At 41.7% G+C, this 19,513-nt stretch carries 12 protein-coding genes; 5 read left to right on the forward strand and 7 right to left on the reverse strand.

Annotated elements, in window-relative coordinates; genetic code table 11:
• Positions 1-36: 36 nt before the first annotated feature.
• Together B3E00_RS05710 and B3E00_RS05715 are read left to right on the forward strand one after the other, a co-directional pair.
• The gene (locus B3E00_RS05710; RefSeq protein WP_293886686.1) at positions 37-621 is read left to right on the forward strand and encodes a Crp/Fnr family transcriptional regulator; all 585 of its coding nucleotides are present in this window, start codon (positions 37-39) and stop codon (positions 619-621) included.
• A 215-nt stretch (positions 622-836) separates the two neighbouring features.
• On the forward strand, positions 837-1,652 hold the full coding sequence (locus tag B3E00_RS05715; protein WP_293886684.1) for a helix-turn-helix domain-containing protein: 816 nt from the start codon (positions 837-839) through the stop codon (positions 1,650-1,652).
• A gap of 2 nt (positions 1,653-1,654) precedes the next feature.
• Here the strand turns inward: B3E00_RS05715 and B3E00_RS05720 are convergent, their stop codons facing one another.
• The 6 genes from B3E00_RS05720 to B3E00_RS05745 form a co-directional block, all read right to left on the reverse strand.
• A complete protein-coding gene (locus B3E00_RS05720; protein WP_293886682.1) occupies positions 1,655-2,782 on the reverse strand; it encodes an MBL fold metallo-hydrolase in 1,128 nt (375 codons plus the stop codon).
• 155 nt (positions 2,783-2,937) lie between these two features.
• The gene (locus B3E00_RS05725) at positions 2,938-4,410 is read right to left on the reverse strand and encodes a redoxin domain-containing protein (RefSeq protein WP_293886680.1); all 1,473 of its coding nucleotides are present in this window, start codon (positions 4,408-4,410) and stop codon (positions 2,938-2,940) included.
• 23 nt (positions 4,411-4,433) lie between these two features.
• Positions 4,434-5,819 (reverse strand): RagB/SusD family nutrient uptake outer membrane protein, encoded by a 1,386-nt coding sequence (locus B3E00_RS05730; RefSeq protein WP_293886679.1) that lies wholly within the window; start codon positions 5,817-5,819, stop codon positions 4,434-4,436.
• Positions 5,820-5,830: 11 nt separating this feature from the next.
• Positions 5,831-9,181: a SusC/RagA family TonB-linked outer membrane protein gene (locus B3E00_RS05735; protein WP_293937608.1), complete on the reverse strand. Its 3,351-nt coding sequence runs from the start codon at positions 9,179-9,181 to the stop codon at positions 5,831-5,833.
• A gap of 23 nt (positions 9,182-9,204) precedes the next feature.
• Entirely contained in the window at positions 9,205-10,221 is a 1,017-nt protein-coding gene (locus tag B3E00_RS05740) for a FecR family protein (protein WP_293886676.1), read from the reverse strand.
• 83 nt (positions 10,222-10,304) lie between these two features.
• Positions 10,305-10,895 carry an RNA polymerase sigma factor gene (locus tag B3E00_RS05745; protein WP_293886675.1) on the reverse strand — a complete coding sequence of 197 codons (591 nt, stop codon included), beginning with the start codon at positions 10,893-10,895 and terminating at the stop codon, positions 10,305-10,307.
• A 625-nt stretch (positions 10,896-11,520) separates the two neighbouring features.
• Here B3E00_RS05745 and B3E00_RS05750 point away from each other — a divergent pair.
• Entirely contained in the window at positions 11,521-13,782 is a 2,262-nt protein-coding gene (locus B3E00_RS05750; protein WP_293937611.1) for a GH92 family glycosyl hydrolase, read from the forward strand.
• Positions 13,783-13,986: 204 nt separating this feature from the next.
• Here the strand turns inward: B3E00_RS05750 and B3E00_RS05755 are convergent, their stop codons facing one another.
• Positions 13,987-16,740, reverse strand: coding sequence for a hybrid sensor histidine kinase/response regulator transcription factor (locus tag B3E00_RS05755; RefSeq protein WP_293937614.1), 2,754 nt, complete (start codon positions 16,738-16,740; stop codon positions 13,987-13,989).
• A 292-nt stretch (positions 16,741-17,032) separates the two neighbouring features.
• Here B3E00_RS05755 and B3E00_RS05760 point away from each other — a divergent pair, with 292 nt between their 5' ends.
• A complete protein-coding gene (locus B3E00_RS05760; protein ID WP_293886672.1) occupies positions 17,033-18,355 on the forward strand; it encodes a sugar porter family MFS transporter in 1,323 nt (440 codons plus the stop codon).
• Positions 18,356-18,505: 150 nt separating this feature from the next.
• On the forward strand, positions 18,506-19,456 hold the full coding sequence (locus B3E00_RS05765; protein WP_293937617.1) for a carbohydrate kinase family protein: 951 nt from the start codon (positions 18,506-18,508) through the stop codon (positions 19,454-19,456).
• The last annotated feature ends 57 nt before the right edge of the window (positions 19,457-19,513 follow it).

Consider the following 19,513-nt stretch of genomic DNA (forward strand, 5'->3'; position numbering starts at 1 on the left):
CCATTTCAAACTGTCTTTTACACGAAAAACAATACAATGATATACGAAAACATTCTAAAAAATGTGTCGAAGTGCATTACGTTGACCGCGGAGGAGATCGCGCAGTTTACGGGTATACTCACGACAAAAAAGTTTCCCAAGAAGACCATGTTATTGAATGAGGGAGAAATCTGTCAGTTTGAAGGTTACGTGCAAAAAGGCTGTGTGCGGATCTACTACCTGGATGAAAATGGCTTTGAAGTAACGTTAGCCTTTGCGGTGGAAGATTGGTGGATTAGTGATATTGCATCTTTTCATTACCATACACCTTCCAGTCTCTATATGGAAACACTGGAAGATAGCGAATTTTTAATGCTGACACCGGATACTAAAGAGAGATTATTAGAGACTATTCCAAAATTTGAACGCGTATTTCGTATGCTTGTCCAACGTAGGCTTGCTGTCTTACAGAATAGGTTGATCCATACGATGGCCAAACCAGCGGCAGATCGATACCTCGAATTTATCGCACTTTATCCAACTATATCGCAACGAGTACCTCAGTATTACATTGCATCTTATTTAGGTGTTTCACCCGAATTTGTCAGTATTATACGCAAGCGGCTTGCCGCAAAGAAATAGAGGCAGCAGTATTGCCAGTGGCTCAATCTCTTTGGATGTAGTTTGAATTGGTTAAATATCGAGGTTATTTTTAGGCTTGAGCTTTATAGGATATAAAAATTGAGCTTCTCGGCAATTGTATTCTTTAAAACGTGTTGGATATTTGCTAACTTTAGGCTTGGGCTCCTATTGGATTGGTATGAACCCGTTTATACAGCCAATTTAAAGCAGTAAAAATGAGTATAGCAGACAATGATTTTGGGAATGCTTTTTTGTATTCCTGTTATTTTGAGAAAGTATTTGGTCATGAACAGTTCATTCCCGAACACGTCGTTTTTTTTCAGATTTCCGGAGAAACGCATCTTGACCATCAGAAAGGAAAAATGATCGCTACTGAAGGACAGATCGTTGTCGCCCGCAAAAACCAATTGGCCAAAGCTTTTAAGTATCCCGCTAAAGATGATATCTATAAATCTGTTTCGGTAGTTTTGCAAGCCAATCGGCTGAAGCAGTATGCGATGGATCATCATCTAAGTTCGGATAGAAAGTATGCGGGCGAGTCTAATATTGTACTGGAAAGCAACCTGTTTATCAAAAGTTATTTTGAATCACTGACACCCTATGCAGAGGCAGCAGACCGTGTGAGCCCTCAGATGGAACAGATCAAGATCTATGAATTAATTACTTTACTATTGGAGAGTTATCCGCAGCTTAAGGAGCTCTTGTTTGACTTTTCGGAGCCCCATAAGATAGATCTTGAACAGTTTATGGTTAAAAATTACAGGTACAATGTACCTCTTGAAAACTTTGCCAAGCTGACAGGACGCAGTTTGGCTAGTTTTAAGCGTGATTTTGAAAAGATATTTCAGACATCACCCCGAAAATGGCTACAGGAAAAGCGTCTTTCCGAGGCCTATTATCTAATTGAAAGTAAGCGTCAAAAGCCCGCTGATTTTTATCTTGATCTCGGTTTTGAAAACCTTTCTCATTTTTATGCTTCTTTTAAGGAAAAGTTTGGGATAACGCCAGCCACCATCAATTCAGTCGCTTAGCACTATTTTTTCCACCAATAGCTGGGCGCCGCCTGAACCTGATCAATGCTGATCACCTGACCGATCATTGGAGTTAGCAAGGATTGCTGTTGTTTTGTTGCTTCTATGGAAATGCGCTCCAAGGGTTCGTACCACGCATGATTGGCCAGTACAAACTTGGAGGAATGAACAGGAAATAGTACGGAAGCTTTGAGGTCATGTGCTGCTTGAACAACCTCTTCTGGCATCATGTGGATATGTTTCCAGCTGAGGTCATATTGGCCATTTTCCAGAATAGCCAAGTCGAAAGGTCCCAATTGGTTTCCGATTTCTTTGAAGTGGCTATCGTACCCGCTGTCCCCTCCCAAATAGAGCTTTTTTGTGGGAGTCTGGAGCGAATAGGAGGCCCATAATGTATTGGCCGTAAAGATGCCACGGCCTGAGAAATGTCGTGCTGGAGCGACTGTTACGTGAAAACCGTCCCCCAGGTCTACCTCATCCCACCAATCTCTTTCGATGATCTGTTCAGGGCGATAGCCCCAATATTCAAGGTGAGCACCAACACCAAGACCAACAATGACCTTTCCAACCCGGGGCTGTAATGCCTTTAGCGTTTTATAGTCCATATGATCGTAATGGTCGTGCGATATAAATAGGAAGTCAATCGCTGGTAGGTCCGATACAGTAGATACATCCGTGCCTTTAAAAGCCTTTACACTGCCGGGAATTGGAGAGGCGCTGCCGCTAAATACAGGGTCTACGAGAATGTTTTTGCCATCTACATGTAGCAAGTAGGAGGAGTGGCCAAACCAAACAAGTCCATGAGGCTGCTCGAGTAGTTTCTTCCAGTCGACATGTACTGTGGGTATATTATATTGGGGACTTGTCTCTTTCGAACGCTTAAAAAGATAATCGTATAGCGCTACAGTCCAAGGCTGCGAGAGCATGGGTGTTGGACTCATATTACGAAATTTCCCGTTTTTAAATTGCTTGGATAGCTGTATGCGCTGCAGTCTTTCGCCCGAAGGCCTTTTGCCAAATTGTGGATGCATCATAATGTATAGTCCGATGAAAGCAATGAAAACGGCCAGTCCTAGGATTATTCTTTTCAAAAATCGAAGCCACTTATTGCTGTTGTTTCTTGTTGTCATCTACATGTTTGTATGGCAACAAAGATAGGACTCAAAAGAAGGCTGTTTTTTTGCCGATAGCTCAATTTTATGTGCTGTACGGCTCACATACCGGGGATAGCACCACAATGTTGATTGTAAAGATGTCTGCCCCCGCAGTGGAGGCAGACGTCTTTTCAGCCCTTATAAGGTTTCTTAGCCGCCTCAATAAGTTCTTTCATTTCTAATTTGATATAGTCCACGTTTGGTGTAGATCCTGTTAAAAAGTAACGAATATTGCCTTCTTTGTCGATGATAAATTTTGCCGGAATACCTTTAACACCAAATTTCGCCGCCATTACCTCTCCAGTTTGCGGATCTTTTTGATCATCGTAAAGCACTTCAAACGGATAATTATTTTTAGTGATAAAGGAGACCACATTTTCTTTGTAATTTTTATCGCGTTCCCAGGTATTCATGAACAAAAATTGAACATCTTTATCATTTGCATACGATTCTTGTGCAGCTTTCATTCCCGGAAATGAGCGGACACAGGGTTGACACCAGGTTGCCCAAAAATCTAATACCACCACTTTCCCTTTTAAACTGCTCAACGAGACTTTCTCACCTTTCATATTGAGCAGCTCAAAATCAGGTGCGGGCTTAAAAACTGCCATTTCTTTGATATGGTTACGAATGTTCTGCGTTAATTCCGTTTGCAGGGAAGCGTTAAAACGTTCGTAGCCTTGATCAGAACCGTTCAATTCGGTATACAATTTCTTAAGATCATTTTCGACAGCAAACTGCCCTTTAGCATATAATTTGGTCAGAATATTATAGGCCTCTAGCTTTCTTCCAGTACCCATTAGTGATTTGTAATAGACCATTGCAAGACCATCCGCTTGTTCTGGAGCGACTTTTAAAGCATTCTCTATATAATTGAGTGCTTCGGCATATTTTTTCTGTGCAACGAGGATATTGACATAAGCGGACATGGAGCTCGCATAGCCCATACCTGCAAAACGGGCTTTATTATCTTTTTCATTCTCTGGAAGCGTTAAATAATAATAGCTATCGTCCATGGCAGTTTTTAAGAGCGGTGCCGCAGTTGCCGTGTCGCCCGCACTCAACAAAATTTGTCCCACAGGGATATAGCCGTTTCCGCGCCAGAATCGTTCTTTGAGCTCGCCCAAATAATGTACAGCTTTTTGTGCATTTCCGTCGTTGGCAAAGCTCTGTGCCAAAGTAGCCACTACATAATCATAGGTGAGGGGCTCTTCGCTGAAGTTCTTAACTGGCCACTTTTTTATAAGTTCATTATACGCTTTCTCTTTTGCCAATGGCGTACTGGCAGTGTAAAAAACATTGGTTATAAAGGCATCGCGGGTTAGTGATCCTTTTGGGTATTTTTTCTTTGCCAATTCCTCGACCGATGTTTGAAGATCTTCTTTGCCTAAAGAGCGCAGAATATTGATCGTCGTGCGGTAGTCTTCTTCAGACTTATAAGTCTTTAGCTCGCTCATTAATACATTTGCGAGCGAATCCTTTTGCTCTATTGTCCCTTTTTCTATAATAGGCAGATAGTGTTGGTATTTGTTTTTTGCGGGTTGTTGTGCAAATGCTGCTGTTAGCGCAAGCGCGAAAGCAGCCGTCAAGATTTTTCTTTTCATTATATATATGATTTTTAAGTTCCTTAATTTTCGTATCCTGGATTTTGTGTCAAGCTTCTATTGATTAAAATCTGAGCTTGTGGGATTGGAAATAAGACATCCGTCGCTTGCCAGTTTGATTTGATTGGAGCCAGTACAGCGTTAGCGCGATCGGTGCGTTTGAGATCAAGCCAACGATGGCCAAACTCACCAAAAAATTCATGGAGGCGTTCGGTCTCTATAGCAGACAATAATTGGGTTTGGTTTAAGCTTGTGTTAAGTCCCGCAAGTCCCGCACGACTGCGTACGGCATCTACATCCGTTCTTGCCTCTGTTAATTTTCCGAGCTTGGCCCTCGCTTCCGCACGGATAAGATATTGTTCAGCTAAACGTAGCATAATGTGATATTCGGATCCTGCGCCTGAGGACGCTTTATATTTGGTTATGGCATAATAGGTTTTATTGGATACCGTCTTTGAACTTGTCCAATTGGTCTTTCTTAAATCAGGTGTAGGCAAGGTCTCAAAACTGTTGTATACAGCATCTGGCAGTGTGTATCCCGGTGTCACTGTAGCTGTCGTTATATAATTGGCACCGAATGTGGTCACTCCAGTCTGATTTCCAAGTTGGAGAATAACCTCATTGCTCGAGTTTACAAAGTTTTTATCAGGTGTAGGCATACCGTAGTCAGTTGACTGCAAAACTTTAGTTGCATAAGATTCCGCATTTTGATAATCTTTTTGGTAAAGGTATACTCTGGCCAGTAAAGCGCTGGCGGCAGCCTTATTGGCGCGTCCTCGTGGACTGGCAGTAGCATCATAGGTTGGAGCCATTTTGCTCTCCGCATCTTTAAGATCTGCAATAATCTGATCATAAACTTGCTGTGCGGGCGTCCGTGGAAGTGCGGCGTCTTCAAATGCATGCAGGTCATCGCGCAACTGTAACGGCACATCACCATACAGATTGACGAGATAGAAATAGGCATAAGCTCTAAAAAATTTTGCTTCTCCCAAGAGTTGATCCTTTACACTTGGGGCAAGGGAAGTGGATGCTTCGAGACCGGATATCGCGTTATTCGCATTTTTGATAAGCTGATAGGTATTGTACCAAAAGTTGGCAACATGACCATTTGTATTCAGCAGATTATTACTCGCGAATTCGGAAGTATTGGGGTCGGCCGAATTGTACTGAAGATCGTCGGCTGCCAACCCGGTATAGAAAGTTGAGGTACCGGGAAGATTAATGCTTAATGTTGTGGTATACAACCCCCTGATCACGCTATTTGCAGAAGCATCCGTAGCGAACGCTTCACCCGCTAGCACTTGATTTGGAGGAGCACCCAACTCCACGAATTTTGAACAGGAGCTGACAAGCAGCGTTGCACTGGTGATGGCGGATAAAAATATATTGTTATTGATGTTTAATTTCATGGTTTCTAGTTTTAAAATTGACAGTTAAATCCAAATACAATCGTACGCAATGGTGGCAGTACTTGAGCAATCGTTCCAGTTCCTAAACCCGGAGGCCCACCTTGAACGGTTGTTTCGGTATCCAAAACATATTTGTTTTTGGCCCAGGTAAAGAGGTTTTGACCTTGCATAAAGACATTGCAATTGGACATTTTTAGTTTGGAAGTCCAGCTTTTCGGTAAGTTGTACGATAAATTGACCGACCTTAATTTTAGATAGGAAGCATCCCCATATACAGCATCAGAACTGGTATACTGGTTGTAAGATTTGCTTAATTCAGCCCCATCATTCGATACGCCAGGTATTGTTGGAATAATGGCACCTGGGATGTTTGCGTTGGTGTTCGTTGGTGTCCATCGGTCCAGCCAGTAATCGTTTTGATTGACCAAAGCCCCAGGTCTTGAGTTGAGGATTTTGGTTAAGCCAAACCGGTGATTAAATTGAAAGAATACGCCAAGTTCAAAGCCTTTGTAAGAAAAGGTATTGTTAAATCCACCATAGAATGGCGTACCTAAGTCAGCAACATAGCGGTCATCAAGTGTAATTGCTCCATCACCATTGCGATCTTCGTATAAAGCTCTTCCTGTTGCCGGGTCGACACCTTGATAGTGGTACAAACGGATCATATTGAGGGGCTCACCCACCAAGAAACTACTTGCATAGAAGGTGTTTTCAATTCCAGGAAATTCGACAAGTTTGTTTTTATAAAATGTCAAGTTTGCCGATGTTTTCCATGTAAAATTTTCATTGGTTACATTGGTGGTATTTAGTTCCAATTCCAAACCTGTATTTTGGATCAAAGCGGGTAAGTTTTCTTTGTAACTATTGTAACCTGTTTGGGTGCTCAAAACTAAATCGGTGATTTGGTCGGAAGAGCGATTCCTGAAAAAGTTTCCTGTAAACAAAATTCGATCTTTTAAGAAGCCCAGATCGATTGCAAATTCCAGTTTTTTGGTCGTTTCCCATTTAATGTATTCATTCGGAAGCGATCCCACGTTCATGGAAGGATTGTTAAGGTAGGGCGTTACTGATGAGTATAGCGGGAGGTACAGGTAATTTGAAATCTGGTCGTTACCAGTTGTTCCATAACTTGCCCTCAACTTACCAAAGCTTAAAAATGGCAGGTTATCCTGCACAAAGTCCTCTTTTCCAAAAACCCAACCTAATCCAATTGCGCCGAAATTTCCGAATCTATTTTTAGGGCCGAAGCGAGATGAACCGTCCCTTCTGAAAGTTCCATTAAACAAATATTTCTCTTTCCAGTCGTAATTTACTTTTCCGAATACTGCATTGTATTTATAATAAACAAGGTTGTTACTTGCTGTAAATTGTCCTGCGGCTCCAAGCGAACCTAAAAGAGCATCGTTTGAATAATTGGAACCATTGGTGGTCTGTGAGCGTGATGAGTTCTGTTGAAAGCTTGTTCCGATCAATGCCGTCAATCTACCTTCACCCACATTTTTCACATAATCCAGTGTCGGCTCAATAATCCAATTTTCGGCCTTTGTATTGGAAAAGCTGGAAGCACCAAGCGGGTTAGTGACGGTATTATTTAAGGACGTGATTGGTCGTTGATTATTTTGGTTCAATTGGGTGATGGTGTAACCAAAATTTGCTTTTGCCGTTAATCCTGGTATGATTTTATAACTCAAGTTGGCATTGGAGATCAGGTTATTGGTATTGCCAAAGTATTTCCGTTCGAGCAAGGCGATCGGATTATCAATAAATGTCGTTGATGGTAACCAGTAGTATTTTCCATTGTCGCCATAAATGGGATAATTCGGTGCCAGATTGTAGAGTGATGTCACATCCGACGAAGGCATATCCGAATTATCATTGGCATAGCTAACCGATAAAGCGGCATTAAACTTTTTATCGGAAGAGGTGTGATCCAAATTTAGGCGGGAGGAAAAGCGGCTATTTTTACTGTCTCCATAAAATACGGTACTTTCGCGTCTATATCCCGAGTTGAAGAAAAACCGTGTGGACTCGTTTCCGCCAGACATATTCGCTTGAACGTCGGTGATATGGCCTTTATTTCCAATCAGCATTTTCTGCCAATCCGTCGATTTGTTTTGATCCCATAACATAAGATCTGGCGCATTGTCGGCAGTAGGTGTCACGCCAGCATTGGCGAAAGCCTCTTTTCTTAAGCTCAGATATTGTTCTAGGTTTAACATGGGGATAAAGCGGTTGACCTCAGTAAATCCAGTATTGAAGTTGACACCAATACGGGTGCGGCCTGCAGAACCCTTTTTTGTCGTAATCAAGACCACACCATTGGCGCCCCGACTACCGTAGATCGCGGTGGCATCTGCATCTTTCAGCACATCGATTCGCTCGATATCCGCCGGGTTAATCATACTGAACGGACTTAATCCCCCCGAAGAAGCTGATATCCCAAAGGAATTGAGGTTATCCGTAGCAGGTTGTCCGCCGTTAAAGTTGGTAAATGGAACCCCGTCAATAACGTACAGCGGAATGGATCCAGAGGTCGTACCGCTTAATGAAGCCTGATTTCTGATCTGGATCTGAACGGCACTTCCGGGTATACCGTTGTTTTGAGCGATTAATACCCCGGACAATCTTCCGGATAGGGCAGCGAGTGGATTACTGACCGGTTGCGAAGTAATATCTTTCGCTGTGATTGAGGCAACCGAGCCGGTATTCAGTCGGCGTGTTGTTGTGCCATAGCCAATGACAACGACTTCTTCCAAACTACCTTCTTCAGGCTTAAGTTTGATCGGTGTAGGACTCGCAATAAGCTGTTTTGCTGGAATTTCGACCTTTTGATACCCTATAAAAGAAAAAGTAATAATAACATCGTCATTCGGAATACGCAGTCCCCATTGTCCATTAACATCGGTCGCTGTACTCGTTTGCATGGTGCGGTATTCTGCTTTTTGCCAGTCTTTAATGATCACAGAGACACCTGCTAGTGGCGTTCCATTTTCGTTGACTACTTGTCCTGCTATTTGTCGTTGATTTTGTTGTTTTTCCTTTACAGCGATAATATTGTTGTCCAATAGTTCCCATGTTAAGTTGCTTCCGGCAAGCGATTGGGAAAGAATATCTTTAACACTGATTTTCTTCCCGACAATATTGACCTTGGCGTCAGGTAAGATCGATTTGCTAAAGAACATTTTGTATTTGCTCTTCGCGTTGATGGTTTGAAAAACATCTTCAAGCTTTCCGCCCTGGATGGAAACATCGATTTTTTCAGTTTGAGAATAGGCAAAGCTTTGTACATGCAGGGTGCTTAGGCAAACAAGCAGTAGCGCTAATCGCGACTCTTTTCTAAATTTGGGTTTTGTTTTGATCATGTGAGTTATATAGGTTGATATTTTTAAAATAGTTCTAATTGATTTTTCCCCGTTTTCTTAATTTGAAAGTAGTTGACAGTTTGTAATGCTTTAAGAATATTTTCGAGTTGTTCGTTTTCGAATGTCGCTGAGTAGCGTTTGCTGGCAATTGCTTGATTTGTAATTTTAATCTCCACCCCGTACATGCGTTCTAGTTTCAATGCGATATCAAGTAATCTTTCATCTTGGATTGTCATACGGTTTAATAACCATTCAGTTTCTAGAGCAGACCCATCATTTTCAGCAATAGCGAATGGCTGGATAGCTATGGAGATAGGAGTCGCTACAGATTTATGGACGCTGGAGGAAGATGCCTCTCTGGATTCAGCTGTTTTTGTGATAACAAATTTTTGTTTAGGTTTTAAAATGAATTTCCGGGCGTTGGCTCCTGTTTTCCAAATCGATACCTTACCACGCACTAAAGCTGTTTCGGCATCATTTTCTTCCGCATAATCACGTACATTGAAGGCAGTCCCCAAGACACTGATTTCCATTCTCGGTGTATGAATAAGGAAAGGTTTAGCAGGATCTTTTGTGACATCGAAAAATGCTTCCCCGATTAAAGTCACTTCGCGTGTGCTTGAGTCTTTGAATGAAGTAGGATATATTATTTTGCTTGAAGCATTGAGTGTAACTTTTGTTCCATCTTGTAATACAATTTGACGCTGTTGTCCATTCGATAGGGTGACCTCTTGATTGTTGGGCGTTTTTGTTTTGTATAAATATACACCAGCAAATGCAATACACAAGACGGCAGCGGCGGCGGCAATTTGAGATAAACTGAAAGAGCGTTTCTTTCTAACCGGTAATCTAGCCATGATACCGCTATGAATACGATTTTTTAAGGCGTGCTGCACTTCTTCAGGAAGTGTTTTGAGAAGACTCGGCCGTGATGAGAATGAATCGAAAAAGCGCTCTACGGTGTCGATCTCTTGCGAATTGGCTTCGCCCTTTAAGTATTTGTCAATGAGCTTTTCAAGCTCTTGGTTAGGATATTGCATAAGATGAGTACAATGTTCACTACAATAGTGTCCCTGAGGGGGTAATATGTACTAGTGCAAATCTTGGTTTGTTTGTAAATTGCTTATTTACAGTTGAATAAAATTAAAAGAAGTGTCAGAAAATGCTGCATAACAAGTTTCTTTAGTTTGTGTATTGACACACCGAGATGATTTTGGACTGTATTTTGGGAGGTTTCCGTTAGATCGCTGATTTCTTTTGTGGTGAGTCCGTCGAGATACCGCATTTTAAAGATTTCTTTTCTTTTTTGCGGAAGATTGGCTACCCATTGTTCAATCAAAGATTTTAGATCCTTTTCGTCGTACAGGTCTCCCTCGGTACCATCTTGTCTTTGGTAGTATGAGGGATTTTCTTCAATAAGTACTGTTCTTCGTCTATTTTTTTTATATGTTTCGAAGACTTTGTATTTCATGCAGGTGAAAAGGTAGGCTTCCACATTGTGGATTTCTCTATTAGAGCAGTGTTTCCAAAGGTCGATAAATATGTCTTGTACAATTTCCTCACAGGAAGCTAGGTCTTCAAGCCTTTTATACGATTCATCTAACAGTACTGACCAATACTTATGATATAAAATGTTGAAAGCCGCTAAATCGCCTTCTCTCAGCCCAATCAATAGGCTTTCGTCATTGTGAGATGCATATTTATCGTTTTTCATGACATTTGAAGTGTGAAGCTGAGTTCCTCCAAGCCACAGCTTTTAAAGGAACTTACTTTTTTCAATTATACTGATTTAATTATATAAGGACAAGCTGTATCGGTATTTTTTACTTAGTTATAATCAATGTAGTGACCATTAGTTTGGAGTGATTTGACGCCTTTAATACACCTTAGCGATCATATTTTTTTGATTAGCACAAAAAAGCCGCCTTTTTAAGTTTTTATCCGTGACATCAACAATGACGGTTAAAACAACTGACATGTTTAGGAGGGTTTATATTCATAACAAATTGGTCTTTAGTTTGTATTGATATCAAAATTAGGTTGAATAAAACTAAAATAAAATTCACTTTCAATTTTTCGAATAAATTATTAAATAAGCATTTATTTGTATCGGTTGGCTGAATTTTACATAGTTTATTCAATAGATTACAATAAAAATTCTGTTTTGATACTCACCTTTCGAATTTAAGATGTCATGACAATTTAAAGGTGAACACACTCGTTTGTCGATAGGCCGCAAATAATCGATGGGCACGAAGACGATATATGGTCAGAAACAATTAACTTTAAGGGCGGAACACTGTTTTGCTCTTAAACCATCAAATATTCAATTGTTTAAAATGTTAACGAAAAATATCAAACGTAAAACCAATACCTTGTTACGTACAATATGTTGCTGTTCTTTTCTTTCGTTCAGTATGCTAAAAGGTTTTTCTCAATGTAAAATGACGAAAGACTATGTGGACTATGTCAATCCATACATGGGAAATATCAGCCATTTATTGGTGCCGACCTATCCGACCGTTCATCTGCCTAACAGCCTGCTGCGTATTTATCCCGAGCGAGGAGACTATACGTCAGACCGCCTATATGGTTTGCCGCTGATCGTCACCAGCCATCGTGGTAAATCGGCTTTCAACCTCAGTGCAATGGTTAAATTGCCGGATAGTTTGAAACCGGTACAATTGTACAGTTACGATCAAGAGGAAATCCATCCGTATGCCTATTCCGTGTTCTTGGATCAAGAGCAAATTCAGGTAGACTATGCGCTGTCGCACCAGTCTGGACTTTATACCTTTACTTTTCCCAACACCTCGACAAAATACCTTCAGTTCAACTCGCAGCAGGGAAAACTTCAATGGGATGGCGAGGGACTTTCGGGGGTACAGGATATTGGAAATGGTACCAGTGTGTATATTTATGCCATTCCCGAGTCCAATCCTGTTGCGGTGAAGCGATTGCAGGGCCAACAACTTGAAAAAGCAACAGAAGCTGCCGGTAAGAATTCGTGTATGATATTGGAATTTAGTCAGGCCGGCACTAGCTTGCGCATGAAATATGGTGTTTCATTTATTGATGTCGCACAAGCAAAAGCCAATTTGAAGCGTGAAATCAGCGATTTTGATCATCAGAAGCTTGCTGATAAAGGGCGTAAAATATGGAACGATGCCTTAGGTAAAATTGCTGTGGAAGACGGCAATGAATCCAATAAGCATGTGTTTTATACGTCTTTATACCGCAGCTACGAACGCCCTGTCAATATTTCTGAAGATGGTCGTTATTATAGTGCGTTTGACGGGAAGGTACATCAGGATGAGGGCAAACCTTTTTTTACCGATGACTGGATTTGGGACTCGTATCGGGCACATCATCCTTTGCGAGTATTATTGGATCCGGGCACAGAATCCATGATCCTGCATTCTTTTGTCCGAATGTCGGAGCAAATGGAACAGCCTTGGTTGCCCACTTTTCCTGAGATTACGGGCGATAGTAGACGGATGAATTCCAATCATGGCGTGGCCACTTTGTTGGACGCTTACCGCAAAGGAGTGCGTAATTTTGACATAAAGAAAGCCTATCTGGCTGCTAAAGGTGCGATTACCGAAAAAACATTGGCCCCCTGGTCGGGTAAGCCCGCAGGTAAATTAGACCATTTTTTTAAAGAGAAAGGATATATCCCGGCGTTGTACCCGGGTGAAAAAGAGACCATACCAGAAGTAAACGGTTTTGAACGGAGACAGCCTGTCGCTGTCACCTTGGGAACCTCTTACGACTTATGGTGTTTGGCACAGCTTGCTCAAGAATTGGGTATACAGGATGACTATGAGCTTTTTATGAAACAGTCTTTCAACTATAGAAATCTTTTCAATGAGCAGACCAAGTTTTTTCATCCTAAAGATGACAAGGGAAATTTTATCATGCCTTTTGACTATGTATTTTCTGGCGGACAGGGAGCACGGGAATATTACGGTGAAAACAATGCCTGGATCTACCGCTGGGATGTGCAGCATAATATTCCCGATCTGATCAAACTGATGGGTGGGAACGAATCTTTTGTCAAGTACCTTGATGAGATGTTCCAGCAGCCTTTGGGGCGTTCAAAGTTTGACTTTTATGCACAGCTTCCAGATCACACGGGAAATGTCGGACAATTTTCCATGGCAAACGAGCCGGCTTTGCATATTCCTTATCTCTATAATTATGCCGGACAACCTTGGATGACACAGAAAAGGATCCGCAAGCTTATCGGTGAATGGTTTAGAAACGATTTAATGGGGGTACCGGGAGATGAAGACGGTGGTGGAATGTCAGCTTTTGTTGTCTTTTCGCAAATGGGCTTCTATCCGGTTACGCCAGGTTTGACGTCCTACAGCATTGGATCTCCATTTTTCCAGAAGGTCAGCATACAGCTTCCAAATGGTAAGTCTTTTGTTATTATCGGCAAAAATGCATCAGCAAGAAACAAATACATTCAGTCGGCCAAATTGAATGGAAAAGAGCTGAATGTTGCGAAGTTGAGCCATTCGGACCTATTGAAAGGAGGCTCATTGGAGTTAGTGATGGGAGATAAAGCAAATCGAAATTGGGGAATAGCAGAGTAACACTGTTTTTTTCTAAATCTATATTTTAGAAATAAGCAAGCAAGCAAGGCGGTTAAGTGTGATATACACTTAACCGCCTTGTTTGCTATACACAAGTAGGCAATATGTTAAACAATGATACGAAACTTTTAGACTGAAAGTCAAACGCGTTTATTATATGAAAAGCAACTGGATCGTTGTTGTACGTTTCTACGCAATGATCTGCTATTTTTTGTCGAGTTCTTTTTTGAAAGCGCTTGGGGATTGACCATATTTCCTTTTAAAGGCCGAAGCGAAATAAGATGCCGAGGAAAAGCCGACACTGCTAAATATTTCGTTTATGGTTAGGCCCTCAGCGATTAGGCTCTTCGCTTTCTTCAATCTTCGCTCAATAATATATTCATTGACACTGCAGTCGAGTAACTGTTTGACTTTGCGGTAGAGCTGCACGCGGGATAGATGGAGGTCGCCGGCAATACCGTCGACACTCAGTCGCTGGTCTGATAGCTTGGATTCGACAATCGCAGCTAAGTTATTCAGAAAGCGTTTGTCGTTATCATTGACTTGCTCAGCTTGTGCGTTATCAAACTGTTCTACATTGCTGCTGTATTTTTCTTTAAGCTGATGACGTGACTGGAGGATGTTTGAAATGCGTATCCGAAGTAATTCAGCGTTGAATGGCTTAGTAATATAGTCATCGGCCATCAATTTACTTCCTTCGAGCATCGTATCTTCGTTGGCGAGCGCACTCAGTAAAATAACGGGAATATGTGCGGTCTGATAAAATGCTTTGATATCTTTTAGAATATCCATACCGCTACCATCAGGAAGCATGATATCCGTAATGACTAAATCTGGAAAATGAGTCTTCATCATGTTATTGGCTTGTTGGACATCTTTTGCTAGAAACAGATTGTATTCCCCCTCCAATAGCGAACGAAGATAATCTCTGATTTCATCATCGTCTTCGACCACCATAATGCTTTTTGACGTGTTGGACCGAAAAGAAAGATTGTTGTCTTTCACCGTTCGTGTAGTGTCCAGTATATCCTGTTGCTGCATCGGTGACTTTTCTGCGTTATCGAATTTAACGAGTTCGGCAGGTTCATAATGATTATTTCCAATGGGCAAGCGAAGGGTAAAGATTGAGCCGTGACCAGTTTTGCTGCTAACCGTGATTTGGCCATGATGCAGTTCGACAATCTGTTTGCTGTAGGCCAGGCCGATTCCGGAACCATCACGACTACTTGCGCCCTGATAAAAAGGATCAAAAATATGCTCAATATCGCTAGGGGCAATCCCCAACCCATTATCCATCACGCGTAGATAGAAATAGTCCTTAAAATTGTTTTCCTCCAATATAATTTCGATTCGGCCGCTCGCCGCCGTGTGTTTTATCGCGTTGGATAATAGATTGGATAAGACTTGTTCCATCAGGTATTCGTCCATCCAGACTTCTTTCAAGCGCGTTTTATTGACATAACTGATCGAGATCCTATTTTTCTTAAATAGCGGTCTGAAACTAGCTATTATCTGTTGAATAAAAGTGTCAATCTGAACAAGGCCAGCATGCAGTTTAATCTTCGATTTACTGATACGGTGGATATCAATGAGGTCGCTGACCAAACGTTGTAGTTTTTTTGCATTTCGCCTAATGCGTGACAATTGTTCTTTTACCCCTTCGGTCAGATCTGTCCGTAGTTGAAGGTCTTCGATAGGTGCAATGATTAGCGTCAGTGGAGTTTTGAATTCATGCGAGATATTGGTGAAGAAATTATTTTTGATTTCTGCCGCTTGCTGAATTTGACTGTTCATTTCGACGATCTGTTTTTGTTGCGCAAGAATCTCGCTATTCTGGATTTCCAGATGTTTGTTCTTTTCCCAGTTGCTTCTGATCACGATAATAGAAATTCCCCCAAAGACAACAGCTAGCACCAAGCTAACGACCAATACATTAAGAACGGACTTTTGGCTTTGGTAAATTTTATTCTGTTCCGTAATGAACTCCTGTCTTTTGTCAATATCGAGCTGCTGTTGTTTTATTTTATCCGACTGCAGGGCAAGCAACTCCGCGTTGGTTTTATCGATGACAGAGGTTGCGAGTATATTCTCGCGTCGGTAGTTTTGGTGGTTGATGATAGCCAAGGCCGTTCGAATGGCTTCGGCTCCGCCAGTGGGGTAGAGTATAGAAGCGAACATTTTGCCCTGTATGATCTGTTCAAGGCCATTTCCGGGACCAGGAAGGGCATCAACACCGATTATCTTAATGTCCTTTTTGATCTGGGCTTCGTCCAATGCTTTTTTTACCCCCATGGCCATCTGATCATTGAAGGTGAAGATGATATCACTCTGGATCATTTGGTCTATATGCTTACGCGTTTCCAAATAAGCTTTGTTTTTTTCCCATCCGCCGTGAATGATTCCGCTCGTTCGAATCCCTTTAGCATCTCCAATTTGCTGCATAAAGCCTTTTTCACGTTCTATGGAGGCGGATGTACCCGATAATCCAGTAACCAGGCCGATCGAACCATTGTTTTGTAAAATGGTGCGGCTATACTGGCCCGCCAGTTTTCCGATGGCAAGATTGTCTGCCCCCACATAGGCATTATATTGGCCTGAGGATGTCTTACGGTCAGTTACGATGACGGGTATATTGCGTTGAAATACCGAATCTACTATAGGGGTAAGGGGCTCGGCCTCATTTGGCGATACAATCAGAAGATCGATATCCTGTTTGACTAATTCCCGAATTTGATTAATCTGGACATTATTGTCGCCATGGGCATCTCGATAAAGAAAGTCAATATCAGGATTGAAGGAAAGTTCCCTTTTCATTTCTTCGAGCATGGTTTGTCGCCAGGCATCATTTCCGATACACTGTGAAAAAGCAATAATCCGCTTTTTCTTCTGGATCATTGGTTGACATCCACAAAAAAGAAGCAGGATCAATATGCCACCATAAATGAAATATTTTCCCATGATTTTTTTCCCTTCAATATCCGAATATACATTATTTAGTTTTTTTAGGCTAACCCCGTCTTTGTTAGTGTATTCTTTACACTGATATGGAAACTTTCAAAAATGTATCATTTTCTAAATTTTCTGTTTAAAAAGTGAAAGTTTTAAAAAGTAACGATAGGGTAAGGTTCAGGTTTTCAGTGTTTTAACGTTTTTTAAAAAATGTTACATAAATAAATGTTTTTGCGAGGCTCAAATTTAAGTTAAGATGAAACCAGGGTTAAATTTGGATTAATCAATTATAGATCATCACATGAACAAAAACACGGTACTAGCTTGGTCCTTTGTAGTGGCTTTAGGCGGATTTTTATTTGGATTTGATACGGCGGTTATTTCAGGAGCAGAAAAGGCCGTGCAGGAACACTGGCATTTAAGTGAGTTTCAGCATGGATTGACCATGGCCATTGCATTGATCGGAACGGTTGTCGGCGCAGCATTAGGTGCATTGCCTTCTGATAAATTGGGCCGCAAAAACACCCTATTTGCTGTTGCTGCTCTTTACTTTATTTCAGCGATTGGCAGCGCGCTGGCAAATGACTGGACAATATTTATTCTATTCCGTTTTCTGGGCGGTATAGGTGTTGGTGTTTCTTCAGTAACTGCACCCATTTATATATCGGAAATCTCCCCGGCAGCATCCCGGGGTAAGTTGGTTGGGCTTTTTCAGTTTAATGTTGTATTGGGCATTTTGATTGCCTATCTGTCCAACTATTTTATTGGTCAGGTTGGCGAAGAATCCTGGCGCTGGATGCTGGGGGTGCAGTGTTTTCCGTCGTTGTTATTTTTCTGTCTGATTTTCCTCGTCCCGGAAAGTCCAAGATGGTTGCTCCTCCACCGGGGGAATTTAGCTGAAGCAACACGGATTATGAAAAAAATTAATTCGGATGGTTACGAGCTTGAGATTTCAAAAATTCAGGAGTCTAAAAACAATTCCAGAGGAGAAGGCAAGCTCTTCGTTCGCGAAAATGCCAAACCTATTTTATTGGCTTTTTGTTTTGCGCTGTTCAATCAAGTTTCAGGTATCAACGCCATTATATATTATGCGCCCCGTGTATTTGAAATGGCAGGCTTGGGATCACAAAGTTCATTGCTTTCGACAGTGGGTATAGGGGTTGTCAATTTTATTTTTACGTTGCTGGCGATTAATTTTATCGATAAGGTTGGCAGAAGAAAGTTAATGTTGGTAGGCTCGATCGGCCTGATTATTTCATTGGCACTTGTTTCCCATGCTTTTTATACCAACCAGACCACGGGGTTTGCGATCACCATCTATCTGATGAGTTTTATTGCCTTTTTCGCATTCTCGCAAGGTGCGGTGATCTGGGTGTTTATTTCGGAAATTTTTCCGAACGATGTACGTGCCAAAGGACAGACATTTGGCAGCCTGACCCATTGGGTCATGGCGGCAATTATCACGTTTTGTTTTCCTGCCTTGACAGAAATGCTCGGCGGCGGCGGTACCTTCTTGATCTTCGCCCTATTTATGGTGCTGCAACTTGTTTATGTGCTCAAGTTTATGCCGGAGACAAAAGGGAAATCATTGGAAGATCTCGGACATACCATCAATCTACATTAGTCTTTAGCTGGATTAGGCTGATGGGCGAGTGACAATGTGATAACGAGTCGTGTGTGTCTATTGTCAACATTGAACGTAAAGGGAACTAAAATAATCAATTTGTTACGTGGTTTTGGCACTCAGCCGAAGCTTTGTGAAAAAAGAAGAAATATGAAAAACGGAGAAAAATCAATACAGGGTATTTGTTTTGGCGAGGTTCTTTGGGATAATCTTCCTACAGGTAAAAAATTAGGCGGTGCACCTTTGAATGTGGCTTATCACCTCAATAAACTGGGTGTTACTACGCGTATGCTAACACGTATAGGGCGTGATGAAAATGGTTATGAACTACGTAAGGTATGTGAGGATCTGGGTATCCCGACCGATTTCTTCCAGTACGATGAGTTGTTGCCGACCTCAACCGTAGAGGTTTCGATCGATGCCAAACGTGACGTGCATTACGATATCGTTTATCCGGTTGCTTGGGATAGAATAGCGGTGGACAATGTTGTTCTGGATGCTGTTGCCACGGTGGACTTTTTGGTATATGGCAGTCTGGCCTGTCGGGATGAAGTAAGCTTTCAAAGCTTACTGTTATTGCTTGAAAAGGCCCGCTTTCGGGTGATGGATGTCAACCTGCGTACACCTTATTTTGGTCCGGAAAAAATACATACACTGTTGGCATATGCTGATTTTGTGAAAATGAATGCCGAGGAGCTGCATATTATTTCCGAATGGAATGGCGCTACGGAAGCCTATACCGATCAACAGCGTGTAGACTTGATCATGGCGCGTTTTGCAATTCAGGAGGCAATTGTAACCTATGGTGCAGATGGAGCGGTGTATCATTATAAAAAAGATAATATCAGTTATCATTTTCCAGCCTTGAAAGTTCAGGTAGAAGATACCATCGGAAGTGGTGATTCGTTTTTGGCAGCTTTCTTAACAAAGAGGTTTCAGATGCAGGAAGGTGTCCAGCTGGAGGAAGTATTGGAATTTGCAGCGACCCTGAGTGGGTTTGTGACACAGAGCCGGGGGGCTTGTCCTGAATATAACGATGAGGTCATCAATCGATTTCAATGGTTGCATCCGATCTTCAATGGATGTCAGAAGCAACAGTAAGTATACTGCTTCTTTAAGAAGCAGTATACACGCTATCATAGTAAAATAATCAATCTA

Origin of the sequence: Sphingobacterium sp. UBA5996 (genome assembly GCF_002429765.1) — a bacterium.
GTDB lineage: Bacteria > Bacteroidota > Bacteroidia > Sphingobacteriales > Sphingobacteriaceae > Sphingobacterium.